This window comes from Methylorubrum podarium (assembly GCF_022179745.1).
Lineage (GTDB): Bacteria > Pseudomonadota > Alphaproteobacteria > Rhizobiales > Beijerinckiaceae > Methylobacterium > Methylobacterium podarium.
Genome location: NZ_BPRD01000248.1, coordinates 1 through 16,141 on the forward strand (window position 1 = coordinate 1; position 16,141 = coordinate 16,141).

A 16,141-nucleotide genomic window follows, 5' to 3' on the forward strand; every position below is an offset into this window, starting at 1 on the left:
GAGGGCGTGAAGCCGCTGCAGGAGAACCGCATCGGCGAGGAGGAGGCGTTCAGCAAGATCGTCGAGCCGTTCCGCGAGTTCATGACCCAGCACGTGCGCCCGAAGGACCTTCAGACCTTTTCCGACTTGGCCAGCCGCAACTTCCCCAAGGCCGAAGCCGGAGACAAGATCGACCTGCGCATTCTGATCCCGGCCTTCATGATCTCGGAGCTGCGCCGGGGCTTCGAGATCGGCTTCCTGATCGTGCTGCCCTTCCTCGTCATCGACATCATCGTCTCCACCATCGTGATGTCGATGGGCATGATGATGCTGCCGCCGACCGTGATCTCGCTGCCGTTCAAGGTGCTGTTCTTCATCCTGATCGACGGCTGGAACCTGCTGGTCAGCGGCTTGGTGCGGTCGTTCTTCTGACGCTCGTTTTGACGCAGATCCCACCCATCGCCCTCATCCTGAGGTGCCCGCGTCAGCGGGCCTCGAAGGATCCTCCAAATCCCGCCCGACCCCTGGAAGACCCTTCCAGGCCCTCGCTTTGCGAGGGCACCTCAGGATGAGGATGAGGGTTGGATCGACAGAGGTGGCTTATCGCCCGGCACTTGCCCGATACTTCGCGAAGACCGCGTTCACTTCTTCGTCGGTCGCGAACTCACCGCGCTCCATCTCGGCCCGCGCTTCGAGCAGATCGGCCTCCTCGGCCGGCGTCAGCGTGAGAACCTCGTCGTCCTCGCCGGCATAGGCGAGGACGAGACGCGCGATCTCATCCTGCACGGCGGCAGGCAAGGCCTGTGCTCGTTCCATGGCCCGTTCGAGCAGCTTTGTCATGGACGTGTCTCTCAGGATCGTCGAACCGACCGGAGCCTGCAGAACGTGATCCATTTTTCCAAGCAGAATCCTTCGGGTCAGCGGCTTGGTGCGGTCGTTCTTCTGACGCGCAGAATGGCGCGGTAGGCCCGCCGCTCGGTCTCGGCCCGCACCGTGGACGCCCGCACCTGCAACAGGTCGCGGCGCGTCAGCAGCCCGACCAGGGCGCCGCTCTCCGGATCGGTCACGACGAGACGCCCCTGGCCGGTCGCCGTCATCACGTCGAGGGCGTGGGACACCACGTCGTCGGGATGGACGACCGCGAGCGGCAGGCCGGCCACCCGCTCCCGCAGCCGCTCCGCCCCGTGGCCGCCCTCCAGCGTCCAGTGCAGCGCCTGCCCGCGGGTCGCGAGGCCGACCGGGCGGCGCGCGGCGTCGAGCACGGGGTAGGCCTGATGCCGCCCCGCCTCCATCGCGGCGATCGCCTCGGCGACGCCGCTCTCGGCGTCGAGGCTGTCCACGTCGCGGACCATCACATCGCGCACGCGGGCCAGCGCGTAGGCGTCGATCGCGTATTCGCGCGTCACGTGCTGGCCGCGGCGGGCGAGCTTTTCCGTGAGGATCGAGCGCTTCAGGAGCAGCACCGTGACGGCGTAGGCGGTCACCGTCGCGGCGAGGAGGGCACCGAGGACGCGGACGTCGCCGGTGAGTTCGACGGCGAAGAGAGCGCCGGTGAGCGGCGCGCGCATGGTGCCGCCGAGCATCGCCGCCATGCCGAGCAGGGCCCAGAAGCCGTGGGCGCCGGGCAAGGCGAGGCCCACGAGCCAGCCCATCGCCCCGCCGAGGATCAGGAGCGGGGCCAGCACACCGCCCGAGGTGCCGGAGGCGAGCGCCACCAGCCAGATCGCCACCTTGACCGCGAGGATCAGCAGCACGGCCTTCACCGCGAGGTCGCCGTTAAGCAGGTCGCCGATCACGTCGTAGCCGACGCCGAGCGCCCGCGGCTCGATGAGCCCGCCGAGGCCGACGAACACGCCGCCGATTGCCGGCCACCACATCCAGTGCAGCGGAAGGTGCTCGAAGGCATCCTCCAGCCGGTAGAGCAGCGTCGTCAGCAGGCCCGACAGCAGCCCGGCCAGGAGCCCGATGCCGGCGCAGGCGATCAGTCCCCATCCCGGCAGCGCCGGGTCGTTCGCGAAGGGAAACAGCGGGCCGGCCTCGAACAGGAGCGGGCGGAGCGCCGCGGCGGTGAGGACGGCGGCCGTCACGGGGACGAAGCTGCGCGGGCGCCACTCGAACAGGAGCAGTTCGACCGCCAGCAGCACCGCGGCGACCGGCGTGCCGAAGATCGCCGTCATGCCGGCGGCGGCGCCCGCCACCAGCAGGGCCTTCCGCTCGGCGTCGCTCAGATGGAAGAGCTGCGCGAAGAGCGAGCCGACCGCGCCGCCGGTCATGATGATCGGCCCCTCCGCGCCGAACGGGCCGCCGGTGCCGATCGAGATCGCCGAGGAGAGCGGCTTCAGGAGCGCCACCTTGGCCGACATTCGGCTCGCACCGATCAGGATCGCCTCGATCGCCTCGGGGATGCCGTGGCCGCGGATCTTTTCCGAGCCGAAGCGGGCCATCAGCCCGATCACCAGCCCGCCGATCACCGGAACCAGCACCACCCAGAGCGACGGCGTTACGCCGCCGAGCGGGCGCGGCACGGTGTCGAGCACGCCGAACCATGCGAGGTTCGTCACCAGCGCGATGAGTCGCAGGAGCCCGGCCGCCGCGAGGGTCGCGGCCGCACCGATCACGAGCGCCATCCCGACCAGCATCACGATGCGCGGGTCGGCGGCGAAGTCGCCGAGCGGGCGCCGCACGATCTGATCGGGCACCTGTCGGTGGACCGGTGCTGTCTGGCTCACGCATACCTCCTTCGATCCGTTACGACCTTTATATGTCGTATCACGATATAATCCAGGTCGCAGGGATGGAACGGCGGTGCAGGATGGGTAAGGAGTCCGATCAGGAGCCGCGTGCGATGTCGCGGTCGCACTACGCGGCGCTCGCGGCGTTCCGCTACGAGTTGCGGCGCTTCCTCGCCTTTAGCGAGGCGGCCGCGACCGCCGCCGGCCTACCGCCGCAGCAGCATCAGGCCCTGCTCACGATCGCGGGCCATCTCGGCCCGGAGCCGCCGACGGTCGGCCATATCGCCGAGCGGCTGATGATCGCGCCGCACAGCGCCGCCGAACTCGTGACCCGCATGGTCGCGTCCGGTCTCCTGACCAAGAGCCGGGGCGCGCAGGACCGGCGGCGGATGGAGCTCGCCCTCACCCCGGAGGCCGAGGCCCTGCTGCGCCGGTTGACCGCGGCGCATCTGGAAGAACTCGGCAGCCTGGAACCGGCCCTGGTCCGGGCGCTCGCCCTCCGGGGCGATGCGGCGGCGGGTCCGGACGGGACGCGGCGGGCGGCGGGCCGGGTCGGCGATCGGGACGACGGCGCGGAGTGAAGGCTGGTCAGCCGCCGTAGGACCAGAGATCGCGCCCGAACGCCCGGGTCAGGTGCGTGTGCAGCGTCCTCAGACGCGCCAGGGCTGCCGCGGCCTGGTCGGCGACCGCCCTCGCCTCGACGCGGAGCACGACGTCCGGTCCCTCGTCCGGATCGCCCTCGGCGACGAACAGCGTCCCGTCACGGACGACGACGCGCATGAACCAGCCCTGGTCGATCTCGTCCCAGACCACGCCGTCGGCGCCCGCGCCGGCGAGTGCCGTCAGGATCGCCCGCGTCTGCGGCACGTCGTCGGTCCAGGCGAAGGAGACAACCGGCCGGTCGGCCTCCAGGAGGAGCGGGGTCACCGAGAAGTACGGGAACGGATGCGCCAGGGCCGCGGGCTTGCCGTGCCGTTGCGCGGCCGCGACCAGCCTCTCGTAATGGGCGATCAGTGCCGGCTCGTAGCCCGGCAGATCGGCCGTCGCCGCGAGAGGCGGGACGCGGCACGGAAGGTCCGGCGGATCGAGGGGCACCCGCAGCCGCTCCCAGTCGTCCGGACCGATGCCGTGGTCGGGGCCGACATAGAGGCTGTCGGCGATGCGGAAGGCGGCATCGCACAGGAACGGCCCGAGCGGCCGGGCCCAGGCCATCCAGGCTTCGTCCGGAACACCCCCGATCATCGACGGCCCTCGCTCGAAGACCGCGCGAAGATGCGCCGCGCCGCAATCCCCGCGCAAGGCTGAGCCCTCATTCAGGCTGGCGACGCATGTCAGGTCGCCAACGGGATCGGTCCGGGATGTTCGGTCGCGAGCAAGCCGAGAGATTGTGGAGCAATATCGTCGATCTCGGCGCGAGGCGGCTGATCGCCCTCGGGCTGGTCGGCCTCCTCGTGTTTCTCGGCGTCGGCATCGGTGCCTACTATCTCAGCCGCCCGGCCCAGGAGACGCTCTATACCGGCCTGTCGCGCGAGGACGTGTCGCGCATCGGCGGCGTGCTCAAGGACAACGGCATCCCCTTCGACGTGTCGTCCGACGGCACGGCCGTCCTCGTCTCGTTCGGCCATACCGCGCAGGCGCGGATGCTGCTCGCCGAGAAGGGCCTGCCGCAGAGCTCGAAATCCGGCTACGAGCTGTTCAACGATCTCGGGTCGCTTGGCATGACCTCCTTCATGCAGGAGGTGACCCGCGTGCGGGCGCTGGAGGGCGAGATCGCCCGCACCATCCAGGGCATGAAGGGCGTGCGCGCCGCCCGCGTCCACCTCGTCCTGCCCGACCGCGGCTCGTTCCGCCGCGACCAGCAGCCGGCCTCGGCCTCCGTCGTGGTGCGCACCGAGCCCGCCGACGACGTGTCCGGCGCGCAGGCGATCCGCCAGCTCGTCGCCTCGGCGATTCCCGGCATGAAGCCCGACCGCGTCACGGTGATCGGCTCCGAGGGGACGGTGCTGCTCGCGGGCGACGACGCCGGCACGGCGCCGACCGGCAAGATGGCGACGCTGGAGAAGTCGGTCAGCCGCGAGATGCAGGACAACATCCGCCGCACGCTGGCGCCCTATCTCGGCGTCGGCAATTTCGAGGTCAGCGTCGCGACCCAGCTCAACACCGACAAGACGTCGACCAACGAGACGATCTACAACCCCGACCAGCGCGTCGAGCGCTCGGTGCGCTCGGTGCGCGAGAACGAGAACGCGCAGAACCGCAACAGCCAGCGCCCGACCAGCGCGCAGGAGAACCTGCCCGACCAGCGCACCCGCTCGGACGGCAACGACCAGTCGAGCAACGAGAGCTCGAAGAAGGAAGACCTCACCAACTACGAGATCTCCCAGAAGACGATCCAGACGGTGAGCGACGGCTACGCCATCCGCCGGCTCTCGGTCGCGGTGCTGGTCAACCGCTCGCGGCTGACCGCGCTCGCCGGCCCGGACGAGAAGGCCGGCCTCGACAAGCAGATCGCGGAGATCGAGGAGCTGGTCGGCTCGGCGGCCGGCTTCAGCAAGGAGCGCGGCGACACGATCAAGGTCGCGGCGGTGGGCTTCGTCAACGACGGCCAGCCGCTGGAGCCGGTGCCGCCGCTCTCGCTCACCGACGTGATGATGAAGCAGTCCGGCACGCTCATCAACGCGGCGACGATCCTCGTCGTGGCCGGCCTGCTGATCTGGTTCGGCCTGCGCCCGGCGCTGCGCGCCATCCTCGCAACGCCCGAGACCACCCAGATCGAAACCGCCGCGCTCGCCGGACCCGAGGGCGCGCCCGCACTCGCCGCCGGCATGGCGTCCGAGGGGACGGCGGCGCTCGCTGCACCCGGCGCGGCCCTTCCCGGCGCCGCCGGTCAGGCCGAGACCGCCAAGCTGCCCGCGCCCGGCGTCGCCGGCCTGCTGGAGGAGCTCGAGGACAAGATGGCCCGCTCGCCGCAGAAGCGGCTGGAGCAGCTCATCGACATCGACGAGGAGCAGGTCGCGGCCGTCCTCAAGCGCTGGCTCATGCGTGAGGAGCCGGCGTGATGGACGCGGTGATCGCCCGCTACCTGCCGGATTTCTCCGCGCCGCCGCCGCCCGCGCCGGTCGCCGACGAGCCGGATTTTTCGGGGACGTGGTTCCGCGCCCCCGCTTCGACCCCAGAACCGACCCCGGCGCCGTCCATGGTCGAGCCCGAGGCGGCGCCCGCGATCGAACCGATCCTGCCCCGCGCCGCCGCGGCGGCACGGCCGGTGGAGGACCGCGAGGCGCTGATCGCCGCCGCCGAGGCGCGCGGGCGTGCGCAGGGCCACGCGGAGGCGATGGAGGCGGCGCTGGCGCAGGCCGCGCTCGAGCGCGCGGCGCAGCAGGCCCTGTTCGAGGAAGGGTTGGCACAGGCGCGCCGCGATTGGACCGAGGCACAGGGCGAGGCCCTGGCGGCGGGCTTCACCGCGGCGATTCAGGCGCTCGACGCCACGTTGTCGGACCGGGTCGCGCGGCTGATCGCGCCGGTCCTGGGAGAGGCGCTGCAGCGGCAGGCGCTCGACGAACTCGGCGCCGCCCTCCGTCGCATCCTGGCCGAGCCGCAGCGGGCGGCCGTGCGGGTGCGCGGGCCGGACGACCTGATCGCGTCCCTGTCCGCCCGGCTCGGCGGCCTCTCGGCCGGCATCGCCTTCGAGGCGGATGCGGGGCCGGAGGTGTGCGTGAGCGCGGGCGAGACCGTGATCGAAACCGAACTCGCGGCCTGGAGCCGCCTGATCGCTGCGGCGGTCGCGGAGGCGTGAGATGTCGGAACACGCCCACGAGATCATCATCATCAAGCGCCACGGCGACCACGAGGACGGCCATCACGGCGGTGCCTGGAAGATCGCGCTCGCCGACTTCATGACGGCGATGATGGCCCTGTTCCTGGTGATGTGGCTGATCAACTCCACCAGCAAGGAGCAGAAGCAGACCATCGCCGAGTATTTCAACCCGGTGAAGCTCGCCGAGGTTACCCACGACCGCAAGGGCGTGAACGACCCGCAGGACGCGCCCAACGACCCCGCCCCGTCGGGGAAAGGCAAGGGCGACGGCGGCAGCGCCGAGGGCAAGGGAGCCGAGGGGAAGGGTGACGCGCCCGGCGCACCGGGGAGCCGCGCCCGCGAATCCGCCCTGTTCCAGGACCCCTACGCCGTGCTCGCCAAGCTCGCCGCGGAGGCCGAGGCCGGGCCGGAGGCGGCGAGCGCCGACGCCGCCGCGCTCGAAGCCGGACTGCCGGGCGTGGCCGGCGGCGAGACCGGGCGCGACCCGTTCGACCCGCTCTACTGGCAGGTCGCCGCCCTGCCGCGCCAGCGCACCGACACGCCTGGCGCCCTCGACACCGTCGCCGCCGCCCCGGCCGAGGCGCGCCTCGACGCGCGCGCCCAGAACGGCGCTCCGGTCAAGGCGAAGGAACCGCAGAAGGACGGCCCCAAGGAGATCGCCCGGCAGAGCCTGCGCGAGGCGATGCGGCAGGCCGGCGTGAAGCTCGCCTCCGCCGAGCCGATGCCGCTGGACATGCCCGCCGCGAAGCCCGCGGCCGAGGCGGCCCCGGAGGCGGCGGCGCCCGAGGCCAAACCGGCGCAGCCCGAGACGACGCGCGTCGCCAGGGCGGACGCGCCGGCGCTGAAGGAGCCGGCCGCCGCCGATCAGGCGGCGAAGGCGGCCGAGACCGCCGCCCTCTCGGCGCTGAAGGCCGAGATCGCGAGAGCCGTGCCGTCGCTGCCCAACAGCGCGCCCGCGCCGCATGTCGAGGTGCGCCGCACCGGCGAGGGCGTGCTCATCAGCATCACCGACGAGATCAATTTCAGCATGTTCGGCATCGGCTCGGCCGAACCGACGCCGAAGGTGGTCAAGGCGCTGGAGCGCATCGCCAAGATCCTCAACAGCCGCCCCGGCCGCGTCGTCGTGCGCGGCCATACCGACGGACGCCCGTTCCGCTCGGAGACCTACGACAACTGGCGCCTGTCCTCGGCGCGCGCGCAGATGGCCTCCTACATGCTCGTGCGCGGCGGCCTCGACGAGGCGCGCATCGAGCGCATCGAGGGCTACGCCGACCGCCAGCCCCGCATCGCCGCCGATCCGAAGGCCGCCGAGAACCGCCGGATCGAGATCCTGCTGCGGGGCCTGCCGGAATGATTTCCTTTCGGGAATCCCCGGCTCGGTCCGGCCGCTCGGCCGCTTTCGCGGCAGCGGCGCTCGCCCTCGGCCTCGCCATCGTTCCGGCCCGTGCCGCCGAGCACGGCGACGGTCACGCGCCCCCCGCGGACAGCCATGGCGGGCACGGCGCTCCGGCGAAACCGATCGAACCGCTGCCGGTGAAGGCGCGCGGCCTGCCCGTCGAGCTGACGCGCACGCTCCAGCTCCTGCAGGACCGCATCGCCCGCGGCTCGACCCAGGCGCATCTCGCGCAGCGCCAGCTCCTCGGCCATATCGAGCAGCGGCTGATGGCGCTCGATTCGGAAGCCTGGACGGAGGCCGAGAACGTGCGCGCCGCCGTCACCTTCGCGCTGGCGGGCGGCGGGCCGGCGGCCCTGCGGGCGCTGCTCAAATCCGGCAAGGCGCCGGAGGCGGAGCAGTCCCTGGCGCTCGGGGCGCTCGCCTACCTCGAAGGGCGCGAGCGGGAAGCGCGGGCCAAGCTCGCCGGCATCGATCCGCGCACGATGCCGTCCGGCCTCGCCGGCCAGCTCGCGCTGACGCAATCGGCGCTGATGGTGCGCGAGGCGCCCGCGAAGTCGCTCGAACTCCTGGACCTCGCGCGGCTGCTCGCGCCCGGCACCCTGGTCGAAGAGGGCGCGCTGCGCCGCCAGATCTTCGTGGTCGCCCAGGGCGGCGACGCGCGGCGCTTCGAGGCCCTGGCGATCCAGTACCTGCGCCGCTTCCGCCGCTCGGTCTATGCCGGCAATTTCCGCCAGCGCTTCGCCGGGGCGCTGACCCGCCTCGACTTCGACAGCGACCGCACCCGCATCGCCAGCCTCGAACGGATGCTCGACGAGATCGAACCGGAGAGCCGGCGCGACCTCTACCTGCTCGTGTCGCGGGCCGGGCTGGAGCAGGGCCGCCGGGAGACCGCCCTGTTCGCCGCCGAGCGGGCGATGGGACTCGCCGCGCCGGATTCGCAACCGGCGGCGCAGGCGCGGCTTTATCGCGGCGCGTCGCTGATCGTGGCGGACGGGCGCTTCGAGGAGGGCTACGAGGCCCTGCGCGGCCTCGACCGCGCCGAGTTCGCGGCCTCCGATGCGGAACTGCTCGACGCCGCGCTCTCGACCGCCCGGCAGATCCGCACGCCGTCCCCGGTCGCCGAGGCCCGGCCCGCTCCGCCGCCCTCGGCGAGCCGGCCGATCCCGGACTCCGCCTCGCTCCTGCGGGCGCAGGAGGCCCTGGCCCGGGCCGAGCGCGCCATGGATGGCGCTACAGGCACCCCTTGAGACTCCCCGCTCCCGAACCCCGGACGATCGACGCGTGATGCCGTCCCTCGACACCCTCCTCCCGCTGCGGCCGAAGGCCGAGGCCGGCCGTGCGCCCGCGGGCGAGGATCCGCGCGCGGGCGGCGCCTCCGGCTTCGAAGCGATGCTCGGAGCATTGGAAGGCGGAGCGGCGCCGGGCGGCGAGGCCGCGGCGGAACCGGCCGAGGCCGAAGCGGAGACGCCGCCCGCACTCGCCTCCGACGCACCCATTCCGCCCGCCACCGACGCGGCCGGCTCGGCCTTGCAGGCGCTGATGGCGCTCGCCGGCCCTACCGCCGCGCCCGCCCCCGCCGTGCACCCGGATGCCGGCCTCGAAGCCATGGTGCAGCGGGCCGCGGTACGGGCGGGGTCCGGACCGAGCCCGATCCCGACGGCGCCGGCCCTGCCGATGTCCGTGGTCGGGCTGGAGACGCATTTCGCCCCCGTACGACCGCGCGAGGGTGCGCTCCCGACGAGCGCGGACGGCCGGCCGTCTGCAACCGGCGCACTCTCGGCGCCGGCGATCACGGCATCCGGCGCCCCCAACGGTTTCCCCTCCATCGCAGGGGGAGATGGCCAGCCCCCTTCGGCCGCGACGGCTCTCGACGCGACCGCCGCGGACGTGCCGGCTCGACCGCTTCCGTCCGATGCCGGCGTCGGTCCGCTCACGGTGCCGTCCGCGAATTCGCGCGGTGGCGTGCATGATCGCGCTCTCGCGGCAGAAGAGCCGATCCCGGCTCAGGGCGCCTTCAACCGCGCCGCGCAGGCGCCCGTCGACCGATCGACCGTCGCACCGGCCGCGACGCTCACTGCTCCGGGATCGCCCGAGACACCGGCCGCCGGGGTCGCGGCGGCGGCCGCGCAGCCGGCTCCGGTCGGTCCCGGCCAAGGCGGAGCCGCCGTCGCCGCGGCCACGAGCCCCGATGTCGTACCGGCCGCGACTCCGGCACCAGCGCAGGCCGCGGCGGCCCTCGGGAACCCGGCGGGTCGCGGACGCGCCGCTCCCCGCGGCGACCAGTCGGAACCGGCCGGCGCCGCGGCGTCGGCGCCATCCCTCACCGATCCCTCGGTCAGCGGAGACCTCGCCGAACCGGCGGCCGCGATGCAAGGGCGCCCGACAGAACAGATCCGGCGCGAACCGGAACCGGTGCGGGAGCAGCCGGCCGGGATCGCCCGCCCCGAGACGGCCGCGGAGCGTGCCGCCGCGTCGGCGGTGCGCGCGACGGCCGACGCGGATCGCGGCCCGACCGCGAGCGCCGGCCCCACCGCCGAGGCGCCGCGTCCGGATAGGCCGCTCGCCGAACCGGTCCCGCATGACGCCGCGAGCGCGCCGGCTCCGGTGCCGACGTCTCCCCTGCGCCAGATCGTCGATGCGGTCGCCACCCAGTTGCCGGCGGCCGCGTCCGGCGCACAAGGCCGTCCGTTGCCGGCCCCCGTCGAGGGCGGACCGCTGAAGATCCTGACGCTCCAGCTTCATCCGGCCGATCTGGGCTCGGTGCTGGTGCGGATGCGCCTGCAGGACGGGCGGCTGGAGATGAGCCTGCGCACCAGCCGCGAGGAGACCGCCGAGCGCCTGCGCAAGGAGGGCGACCTGCTCTCCGGCCTGCTGCGGGAGGCCGGCTACGAGCCCGACACCGTGACGATCCAGGCGGGCGGCGCGGGCCCGGGCGATTCCGGGCCGCGTGGACAGGGATTCGCGTCCTTCGCCGGATCGCAGGCCGGGCAGCACGACAGACAGCCGGGCGCGGCGACGCCCGATCATTCGGGCCGGCGCCCGTCCCCGCGCGCGGACGGAGCCGCCACGCCCACCGAGGAGCAGGACCATGAGACGGATTCTCGCGGGCGCGATCGCGGCGGCCTGTATCTCTAGCGCTGCGGCGGCGGCCGCACCGGCCGACACCTCCCGCATCTGCGAGCGCCAGATGGCGCAGGCCGCCGCCAAGCACGGCGTGCCGCTCGGCATGCTCTACGCCGTCGGGCTGACGGAGAGCGGCAACCGCGGCTCGCTCCAGCCCTTTGCCATGAACATCCAGGGCAAGGCCTATTTCGGCACCAGCGCGGCGGACGTGGTGCAGCGCCTCAGCCAGGCGCAGCGGGAGGGCGTGCGCCTGGTCGATCTCGGCTGCATGCAGATCAACCACCACTACCATCGGGCGAAGTTCGCCTCGCTGGAGGCGATGATCGACCCGGCCCAGAACGTCGAGTACGCGACCCGCTTCCTGAAGGAGCTGAAGGAGCGCGAGGGAAGCTGGACGCTGGCCGTCGCCCGCTACCATGCCGGCCCCAACAACAACCCGGCGCAGAAGGTCTATGTCTGCCGGGTCATCACCAACATGGTCGCCTCGGGCTTCGGCAACTGGACGCCGGGGGCGAAGGCGTTCTGCCAGTAGCCGGGCTCAGCCGACGTAGGTGTAGCCCATGTAGCGCTTGGCCTCGATCGGGTCGTGGCCGAGCCGCTCGGCGAGCTTCTTGCGCAGCTTGCTCACGTGGCCCTCGATCACGCTCTCCTCGACGCCGTTGCTGTAGACGCCGTAGACCACGTTGAAGACCTGGGTCTTGGTGAGCCGGCGCCCGCGGTTGCGCACGAGATATTCGAGGATGTGCCGCTCCCGCCGCGGCAGGGACAGCGGCACGCCGTCGATCTCGGGGTCGCGCCCGTCGTGGAAGACCTTGAGCCGATCCGGCGTCTTGGCCTCGCCCGCGGCCTCACCCTCCGCCTCGCCCGGCTGGACGACGCCGTTGACCCGGCGCCAGATCGCCTCGGACCGGGCCAGGATCTCGCGGACGTGGACCGGCTTGGGAAGGACGTCGTCGATGCCGGCTTCGAGCAGCTCGACGGTCTGCTCCAGGGAGCGGAGGTCGGCGAGCGCGATGATCGGCGCGCGGGACTGCTTGCGGATCACGCCCGCGCATTTCGCCCGCTCCTCGAAATCGCCGAGGAGAAAGCCCTGAATCGCTTCGAGATCGCTGCTGGAGGCCGCCCGGAGCCAGCCCAGGAACTCCTCGGGCATGAGCGCGAACGAGGAGATCCCCTCGCGCTCGAAGCTGGCCTTGTAACCCGCGTTCACCGAATCGCGCGGATCGACCAGAAAATACATCGACGACCATCCTCCTGACCCAGCCGGATCGCGCCGGCCTTGCGCTGCGATCTGGGCAGGTTTTTGGCGCCGCCGGGAGGCCATCGCCACATCCTACGCGTGTTTTGCAGACGCAGCATCGACATTGTCATGCAGTGCAGCGCCGAGAGGGTCAATCGATGGAATGTATAATTTCATACATGGAAGAATGCGGCCCGCGGCGCGCGCTCGACACCCTTCGCGATAGGCTCGGCTGCGGCTTTGCGTCCGGCGTTCGCGAGCGGGCGTCATGCATGTCCGACCCGGGCTTGGCTCACGGCGTCAGCGAAGCCTTCGAGGGAGAGCGCGGCCATGTCCTCCGCGACGATGCGCTGGATCGCGACGCCCGCGAACACCTCGTCGAGCACCAGCTTGAAGAACACCGTCATCGGCTCGGCCGCGAATTCGAGGTCGAGGACCACCTGCATCGAGCGGCCCCATTCGAGGCAGACGTCGGCGGCGTCGGCGTAGGTCAGAACCGATTCTTTGAAGAACAGCTCGGCGGAGGAGGCGACGATGTCGGCGATGTTGCCGTGCCGCTCGCCGCGGATCCAGCCGATGAGCACGCCGCCGTCGAGCAGGCACAGCTCACCGATGAAGTCGCGCAGCGCCTCGGCGAAAATCTGCTCGGCGGCCGCATAGGCATGCGGAACGGCCGACGGTCCTGGCGCGAAACGTTGGACCTGAGGGGTCATCGGGCTCTCGCGAAAAGGAAGAAAAGGATCTGGGCCACGGCGCGGTAAAATTCTGCCGGAATCGTCTGGTCGACCTGCACAGCATCGTACAGCGACCTTGCGAGAGGCTTGTCCTCGATCACGGCGATGCCCTTTTCCTCGGCGATCGCGCGGATGCGCAGGGCGATGAGATCCTGCCCCTTGGCCAGCACGAGGGGGGCCGGGTTCTCGCTGGGCTCGTAGCGGAGCGCCACGGCGAAGTGCGTCGGGTTGGCGATCACCACGGTCGCCCGATCGACGTTGGCGAGCATCCGGTTGCGGGCACGGTCCTGGGCGAGCGAGCGCAGCCGCGCCTTCACCGACGGATCGCCCTCGGTCTGCTTGTGCTCGTCCTTGATGTCCTGGCGCGACATCCGGAGCGAGCGCTGCCAGCGCAGCCGCGCCCAGACGAGGTCGCCCGCGACGATGACGATGGTGGCGATGGCCACCGCCGCGACGAGCCGGATCGAGACCGTCAGGATCAGTTCGGGCAGCTGGCTCGGATCGACGAACATGGCGTTCACGGCTCTTGTCCGCTCCGAGCGAAGGAGCAGAAGTGCGACGACACTGACCGACAGGAATTTAACGACGGATTTCAGGAACTCGACCTGACCCGAAGTTCCGAAGATTCGCTTGAAGCCCGCCATCGGCGAGACCCGCGACCATTTCGGCGTGATCCGATCGAGGACGAGGCGCGGCAGGTTCTGGAGGAGCGAGGCCGCGAGGCTGCACACCGCCAGGATCAGCAGGATCGGCAGGAGGAAGCGGCCCGCCGCCATCGCCACGCGGCTCAGGAGCAGCATGGCGTCGCCGCCGGTCTCCAGGGAGAAGCCGCGCGGATCGTCGAGGATCGGCGCGAAATCCCCCGCGAGCTGCGCCGCCTGCCCCCGCGCGAACAGGGCCAGGGCGATCAGCAGGCCCAGCGTCGAGGCGAAGACGGGTGCCTCGCGGGAGAAGGGGATGTCGCCCTTCTCGATCGCCTCGCGGACACGCCGCTCCGTGGCGGCTTCGGTCTTGCTCTCCTGGTCGGTCTCCTCCGCCACGCCTCAGCCCCGCGGGCGCGTGCGAACGAGGGTCCGGTCAGCGGATGAGCGCGTCATCCTCGCCCCCCGGATTGATCTCGATCTCCCCGCGCCCGGCCATGTCCATGGCCAGATCCGTGATGGAGCGGCGCGCCTCCATGACGTCGCGCTGCGCCGCCGGCTCGCCGCCGTTCAGCTCGTGCTCGACCATGCGGCGCACGCGCGCCGAGAGGGCGCTGAGCACCGTGTTTCGGAATTCCGCGTCGGTGCCCTTGAGCGCCAGCACCAGCCGGTCGTTCGGCACGGCGTCGAACAGGGTGGTCCGGGCGCGCGGCGCCAGCTTGACGATGTCGTCGAAGGTGAAGAGCAGACCCTTCAGGATCTCGACCGACTTCGGACGCGACTCGCCGAGGCTGGAGAGCACGTCGTCCATCTGCTGGCGCTCCATCTTGTTGATGATGTCGGCCATCTTGGCATGCGTGTCGGCGCCGGAATTGCGCGCGCCGTTGATCATGAAATCCTCGTGCAGCGTCTTCTCGATCGCGTGCAGCACGTCGTCGACGATCGGCTTGAAGCTCAGCATCCGCCGCATCACGGTGTTGCGCAGCGGCCCGGGCAGGTGGCCCATCACCTTGGCGGCGGTGGCGGGCTTCACCTTCGACAGGATCAGCGCCGCGGTCTGGGGATGCTCCTTGACGAGGTAGCTCGCCAGCACGCTCTCCTGCACGGTGCCGAGCCGCTCCCAGACCGAGCGGGTGGCGTTGCCGCGCACGTCGGCGAGGATGTCGGCGATCTGGTCGGCCGGCAGCAGGCCGCTGAGCAGCTTCTCGACCTCGTTGGCGGTGCCGATCAGGCTGTTGCCGGCGGAAAACTCGGCGGAGAAGGTCTCCACCACCGTGTCGAGCTGCTCGGGGCTCACCGCGCCGAGATTCGAGGCCGAGCGGGTGATGCGCTTGAGCTCGTCCGGCTCGAAATACTTGATCAGCCGCCCCGCCGCCGGCTTGCCCATGGCGAGCAGCAGCGCCGCGACCTGATCGACGGGGTCGAGCCGCCGGCCCACCGCGCGGGCGGCGACGGGAGCCAGGGGCAGGGCTTCCGAAGGGACTGGGCTTGATGCCAGAGGACTGGACGACATGGCGGCCCGCTCTCGCCGAGGCTCAGCTGTTCTGTTCGGCGGCGGACGGGCCGACCACCTCGGTCAGCGACACGCCGAAGCGGGAATTGTCCTCTTCGACGATCACGATCTCGCCGCGGGCGATGACGCGGCCGTTGACCATCACGTCCACGGGCTCGCCGACCCGGTGGTCGAGGGGGACGACGGCGCCGCGCCCGAGCTTCATCAGATCGGCGACCGGCATGGTCGCGGAGCCCAGCACCACCTGCATCAGCACCGGGATGCGCAGGATCGAATCGAGGTTGCGCCCGTCGCCGACGCGGGGCTCGGTGCCGGCGAGGTCGGTGTCGGGGAAGGGGCTGCTGCTCATCGCTCGGGCTCGTCGGGTCCGCTTGTGCGTGGGGACGGTCTAGCCGGCTTGGCTGACGCGAGGCTGTCGCCGACGATCCGGAAACTTGTCCGCCGCGCGGTGCCCGTCCCGGCTGACATTCCGCTGACAGGGATCGTCAGCGTCGCGGGGCCGCGCAATGGCATCGGGAGGCATCCGCCACGAAGAACCGGAGCAGACCGCCATGAGTATTTTCAAAACCGTCCTCGCCGCCGCCCTGGCCGCCACCCTCGCCACCGGCGTCGCCGTCGCGCCGGCCCTGGCCGACACGCCCGGAAAGGACTGGATGCCGATCGACCAAGTCCTGACCAAGCTGACCGAGGCCGGCTACGGCTCGGTGCGCAGCATCGAGGCCGATGACGGGGTGTGGAAGGCCAAGGCCAGCCGCGACGGCCGGAGCGTCAAGGTTCAGATCGATCCGCAGACCGGCGCCATCGCCGAGAAGGCCGGCAAGCCGGGCGACGACTGAGACGGGTGCCAGTTGATCACCTCGGGGCTTGCCCAATCCCGTCATCGCGAGGCGGAGCCGAAGCGATCCAGGGCGCGACCTCTCCGGATAGGTCGCGAACTGGATTGCCACGGCTTCGCCTCGCAATGAC

General features: G+C 71.5%; 17 protein-coding genes. 9 read left to right on the top strand and 8 right to left on the bottom strand.

Annotation, left to right across the window (positions count from 1 at the left end; genetic code table 11):
• Positions 1–411: EscR/YscR/HrcR family type III secretion system export apparatus protein (locus tag MFF42_RS13220; protein ID WP_507763109.1), on the top strand; the 411-nt coding region annotated here is incomplete at its 5' end.
• Between the two features lie 168 nt (positions 412–579).
• On the opposite strand, the gene MFF42_RS13225 is transcribed toward MFF42_RS13220, so the two are convergent.
• Positions 580–819 carry a hypothetical protein gene (locus MFF42_RS13225; RefSeq protein WP_238256154.1) on the bottom strand — a complete coding sequence of 80 codons (240 nt, stop codon included), beginning with the start codon at positions 817–819 and terminating at the stop codon, positions 580–582.
• A 77-nt stretch (positions 820–896) separates the two neighbouring features.
• Positions 897–2,618 (bottom strand): chloride channel protein, encoded by a 1,722-nt coding sequence (locus tag MFF42_RS13230; RefSeq protein ID WP_238256155.1) that lies wholly within the window; start codon positions 2,616–2,618, stop codon positions 897–899.
• Between the two features lie 173 nt (positions 2,619–2,791).
• On the opposite strand from MFF42_RS13230, the gene MFF42_RS13235 reads away from it, so the two are divergent.
• On the top strand, positions 2,792–3,292 hold the full coding sequence (locus MFF42_RS13235) for a MarR family winged helix-turn-helix transcriptional regulator (protein WP_238256140.1): 501 nt from the start codon (positions 2,792–2,794) through the stop codon (positions 3,290–3,292).
• Positions 3,293–3,299: 7 nt separating this feature from the next.
• Here the strand turns inward: MFF42_RS13235 and MFF42_RS13240 are convergent, their stop codons facing one another.
• Positions 3,300–3,953, bottom strand: coding sequence for a hypothetical protein (locus MFF42_RS13240; protein ID WP_238256141.1), 654 nt, complete (start codon positions 3,951–3,953; stop codon positions 3,300–3,302).
• Positions 3,954–4,069: 116 nt separating this feature from the next.
• Between MFF42_RS13240 and fliF the strand changes: the two genes are divergently transcribed.
• From fliF to MFF42_RS13270, 6 genes are read left to right on the top strand one after another with little or no spacing between them, the layout of a single operon-like run.
• Entirely contained in the window at positions 4,070–5,770 is a 1,701-nt protein-coding gene (fliF, locus tag MFF42_RS13245; protein WP_238256142.1) for a flagellar basal-body MS-ring/collar protein FliF, read from the top strand.
• A complete protein-coding gene (locus tag MFF42_RS13250) occupies positions 5,770–6,507 on the top strand; it encodes a hypothetical protein (protein WP_238256143.1) in 738 nt (245 codons plus the stop codon). Before fliF ends, MFF42_RS13250 begins: the two co-directional genes overlap by 1 nt.
• Before the next feature lies 1 nt (position 6,508).
• Positions 6,509–7,882: a MotB family protein gene (locus MFF42_RS13255; RefSeq protein ID WP_238256144.1), complete on the top strand. Its 1,374-nt coding sequence runs from the start codon at positions 6,509–6,511 to the stop codon at positions 7,880–7,882.
• Positions 7,879–9,171, top strand: a complete 1,293-nt coding sequence (locus MFF42_RS13260; RefSeq protein ID WP_238256145.1) for a chemotaxis protein — start codon at positions 7,879–7,881, stop codon at positions 9,169–9,171. Before MFF42_RS13255 ends, MFF42_RS13260 begins: the two co-directional genes overlap by 4 nt.
• Before the next feature lie 37 nt (positions 9,172–9,208).
• Complete coding sequence (fliK, locus tag MFF42_RS13265) at positions 9,209–11,059, top strand: flagellar hook-length control protein FliK (RefSeq protein WP_238256146.1); 1,851 nt, start codon at positions 9,209–9,211, stop codon at positions 11,057–11,059.
• Positions 11,013–11,579, top strand: a complete 567-nt coding sequence (locus MFF42_RS13270; protein WP_238256147.1) for a transglycosylase SLT domain-containing protein — start codon at positions 11,013–11,015, stop codon at positions 11,577–11,579. The genes fliK and MFF42_RS13270 overlap by 47 nt, the downstream gene beginning before the upstream one ends.
• A 6-nt stretch (positions 11,580–11,585) precedes the next feature.
• Here the strand turns inward: MFF42_RS13270 and MFF42_RS13275 are convergent, their stop codons facing one another.
• The 5 genes from MFF42_RS13275 to fliN form a co-directional block, all read right to left on the bottom strand.
• Positions 11,586–12,287: a response regulator transcription factor gene (locus MFF42_RS13275; protein ID WP_238256148.1), complete on the bottom strand. Its 702-nt coding sequence runs from the start codon at positions 12,285–12,287 to the stop codon at positions 11,586–11,588.
• 266 nt (positions 12,288–12,553) lie between these two features.
• Positions 12,554–13,000 carry a BspJ family T4SS effector nucleomodulin gene (locus tag MFF42_RS13280; protein ID WP_238256149.1) on the bottom strand — a complete coding sequence of 149 codons (447 nt, stop codon included), beginning with the start codon at positions 12,998–13,000 and terminating at the stop codon, positions 12,554–12,556.
• Complete coding sequence (flhB, locus tag MFF42_RS13285; RefSeq protein WP_238256150.1) at positions 12,997–14,061, bottom strand: flagellar biosynthesis protein FlhB; 1,065 nt, start codon at positions 14,059–14,061, stop codon at positions 12,997–12,999. The genes MFF42_RS13280 and flhB overlap by 4 nt, the downstream gene beginning before the upstream one ends.
• Positions 14,062–14,098: 37 nt before the next feature.
• Positions 14,099–15,175, bottom strand: coding sequence for a flagellar motor switch protein FliG (locus tag MFF42_RS13290; protein WP_238256151.1), 1,077 nt, complete (start codon positions 15,173–15,175; stop codon positions 14,099–14,101).
• A gap of 22 nt (positions 15,176–15,197) precedes the next feature.
• Complete coding sequence (gene fliN, locus MFF42_RS13295; RefSeq protein WP_238256152.1) at positions 15,198–15,524, bottom strand: flagellar motor switch protein FliN; 327 nt, start codon at positions 15,522–15,524, stop codon at positions 15,198–15,200.
• Between the two features lie 202 nt (positions 15,525–15,726).
• Between fliN and MFF42_RS13300 the strand changes: the two genes are divergently transcribed.
• A complete protein-coding gene (locus tag MFF42_RS13300; protein ID WP_238256153.1) occupies positions 15,727–16,011 on the top strand; it encodes a PepSY domain-containing protein in 285 nt (94 codons plus the stop codon).
• The last annotated feature ends 130 nt before the right edge of the window (positions 16,012–16,141 follow it).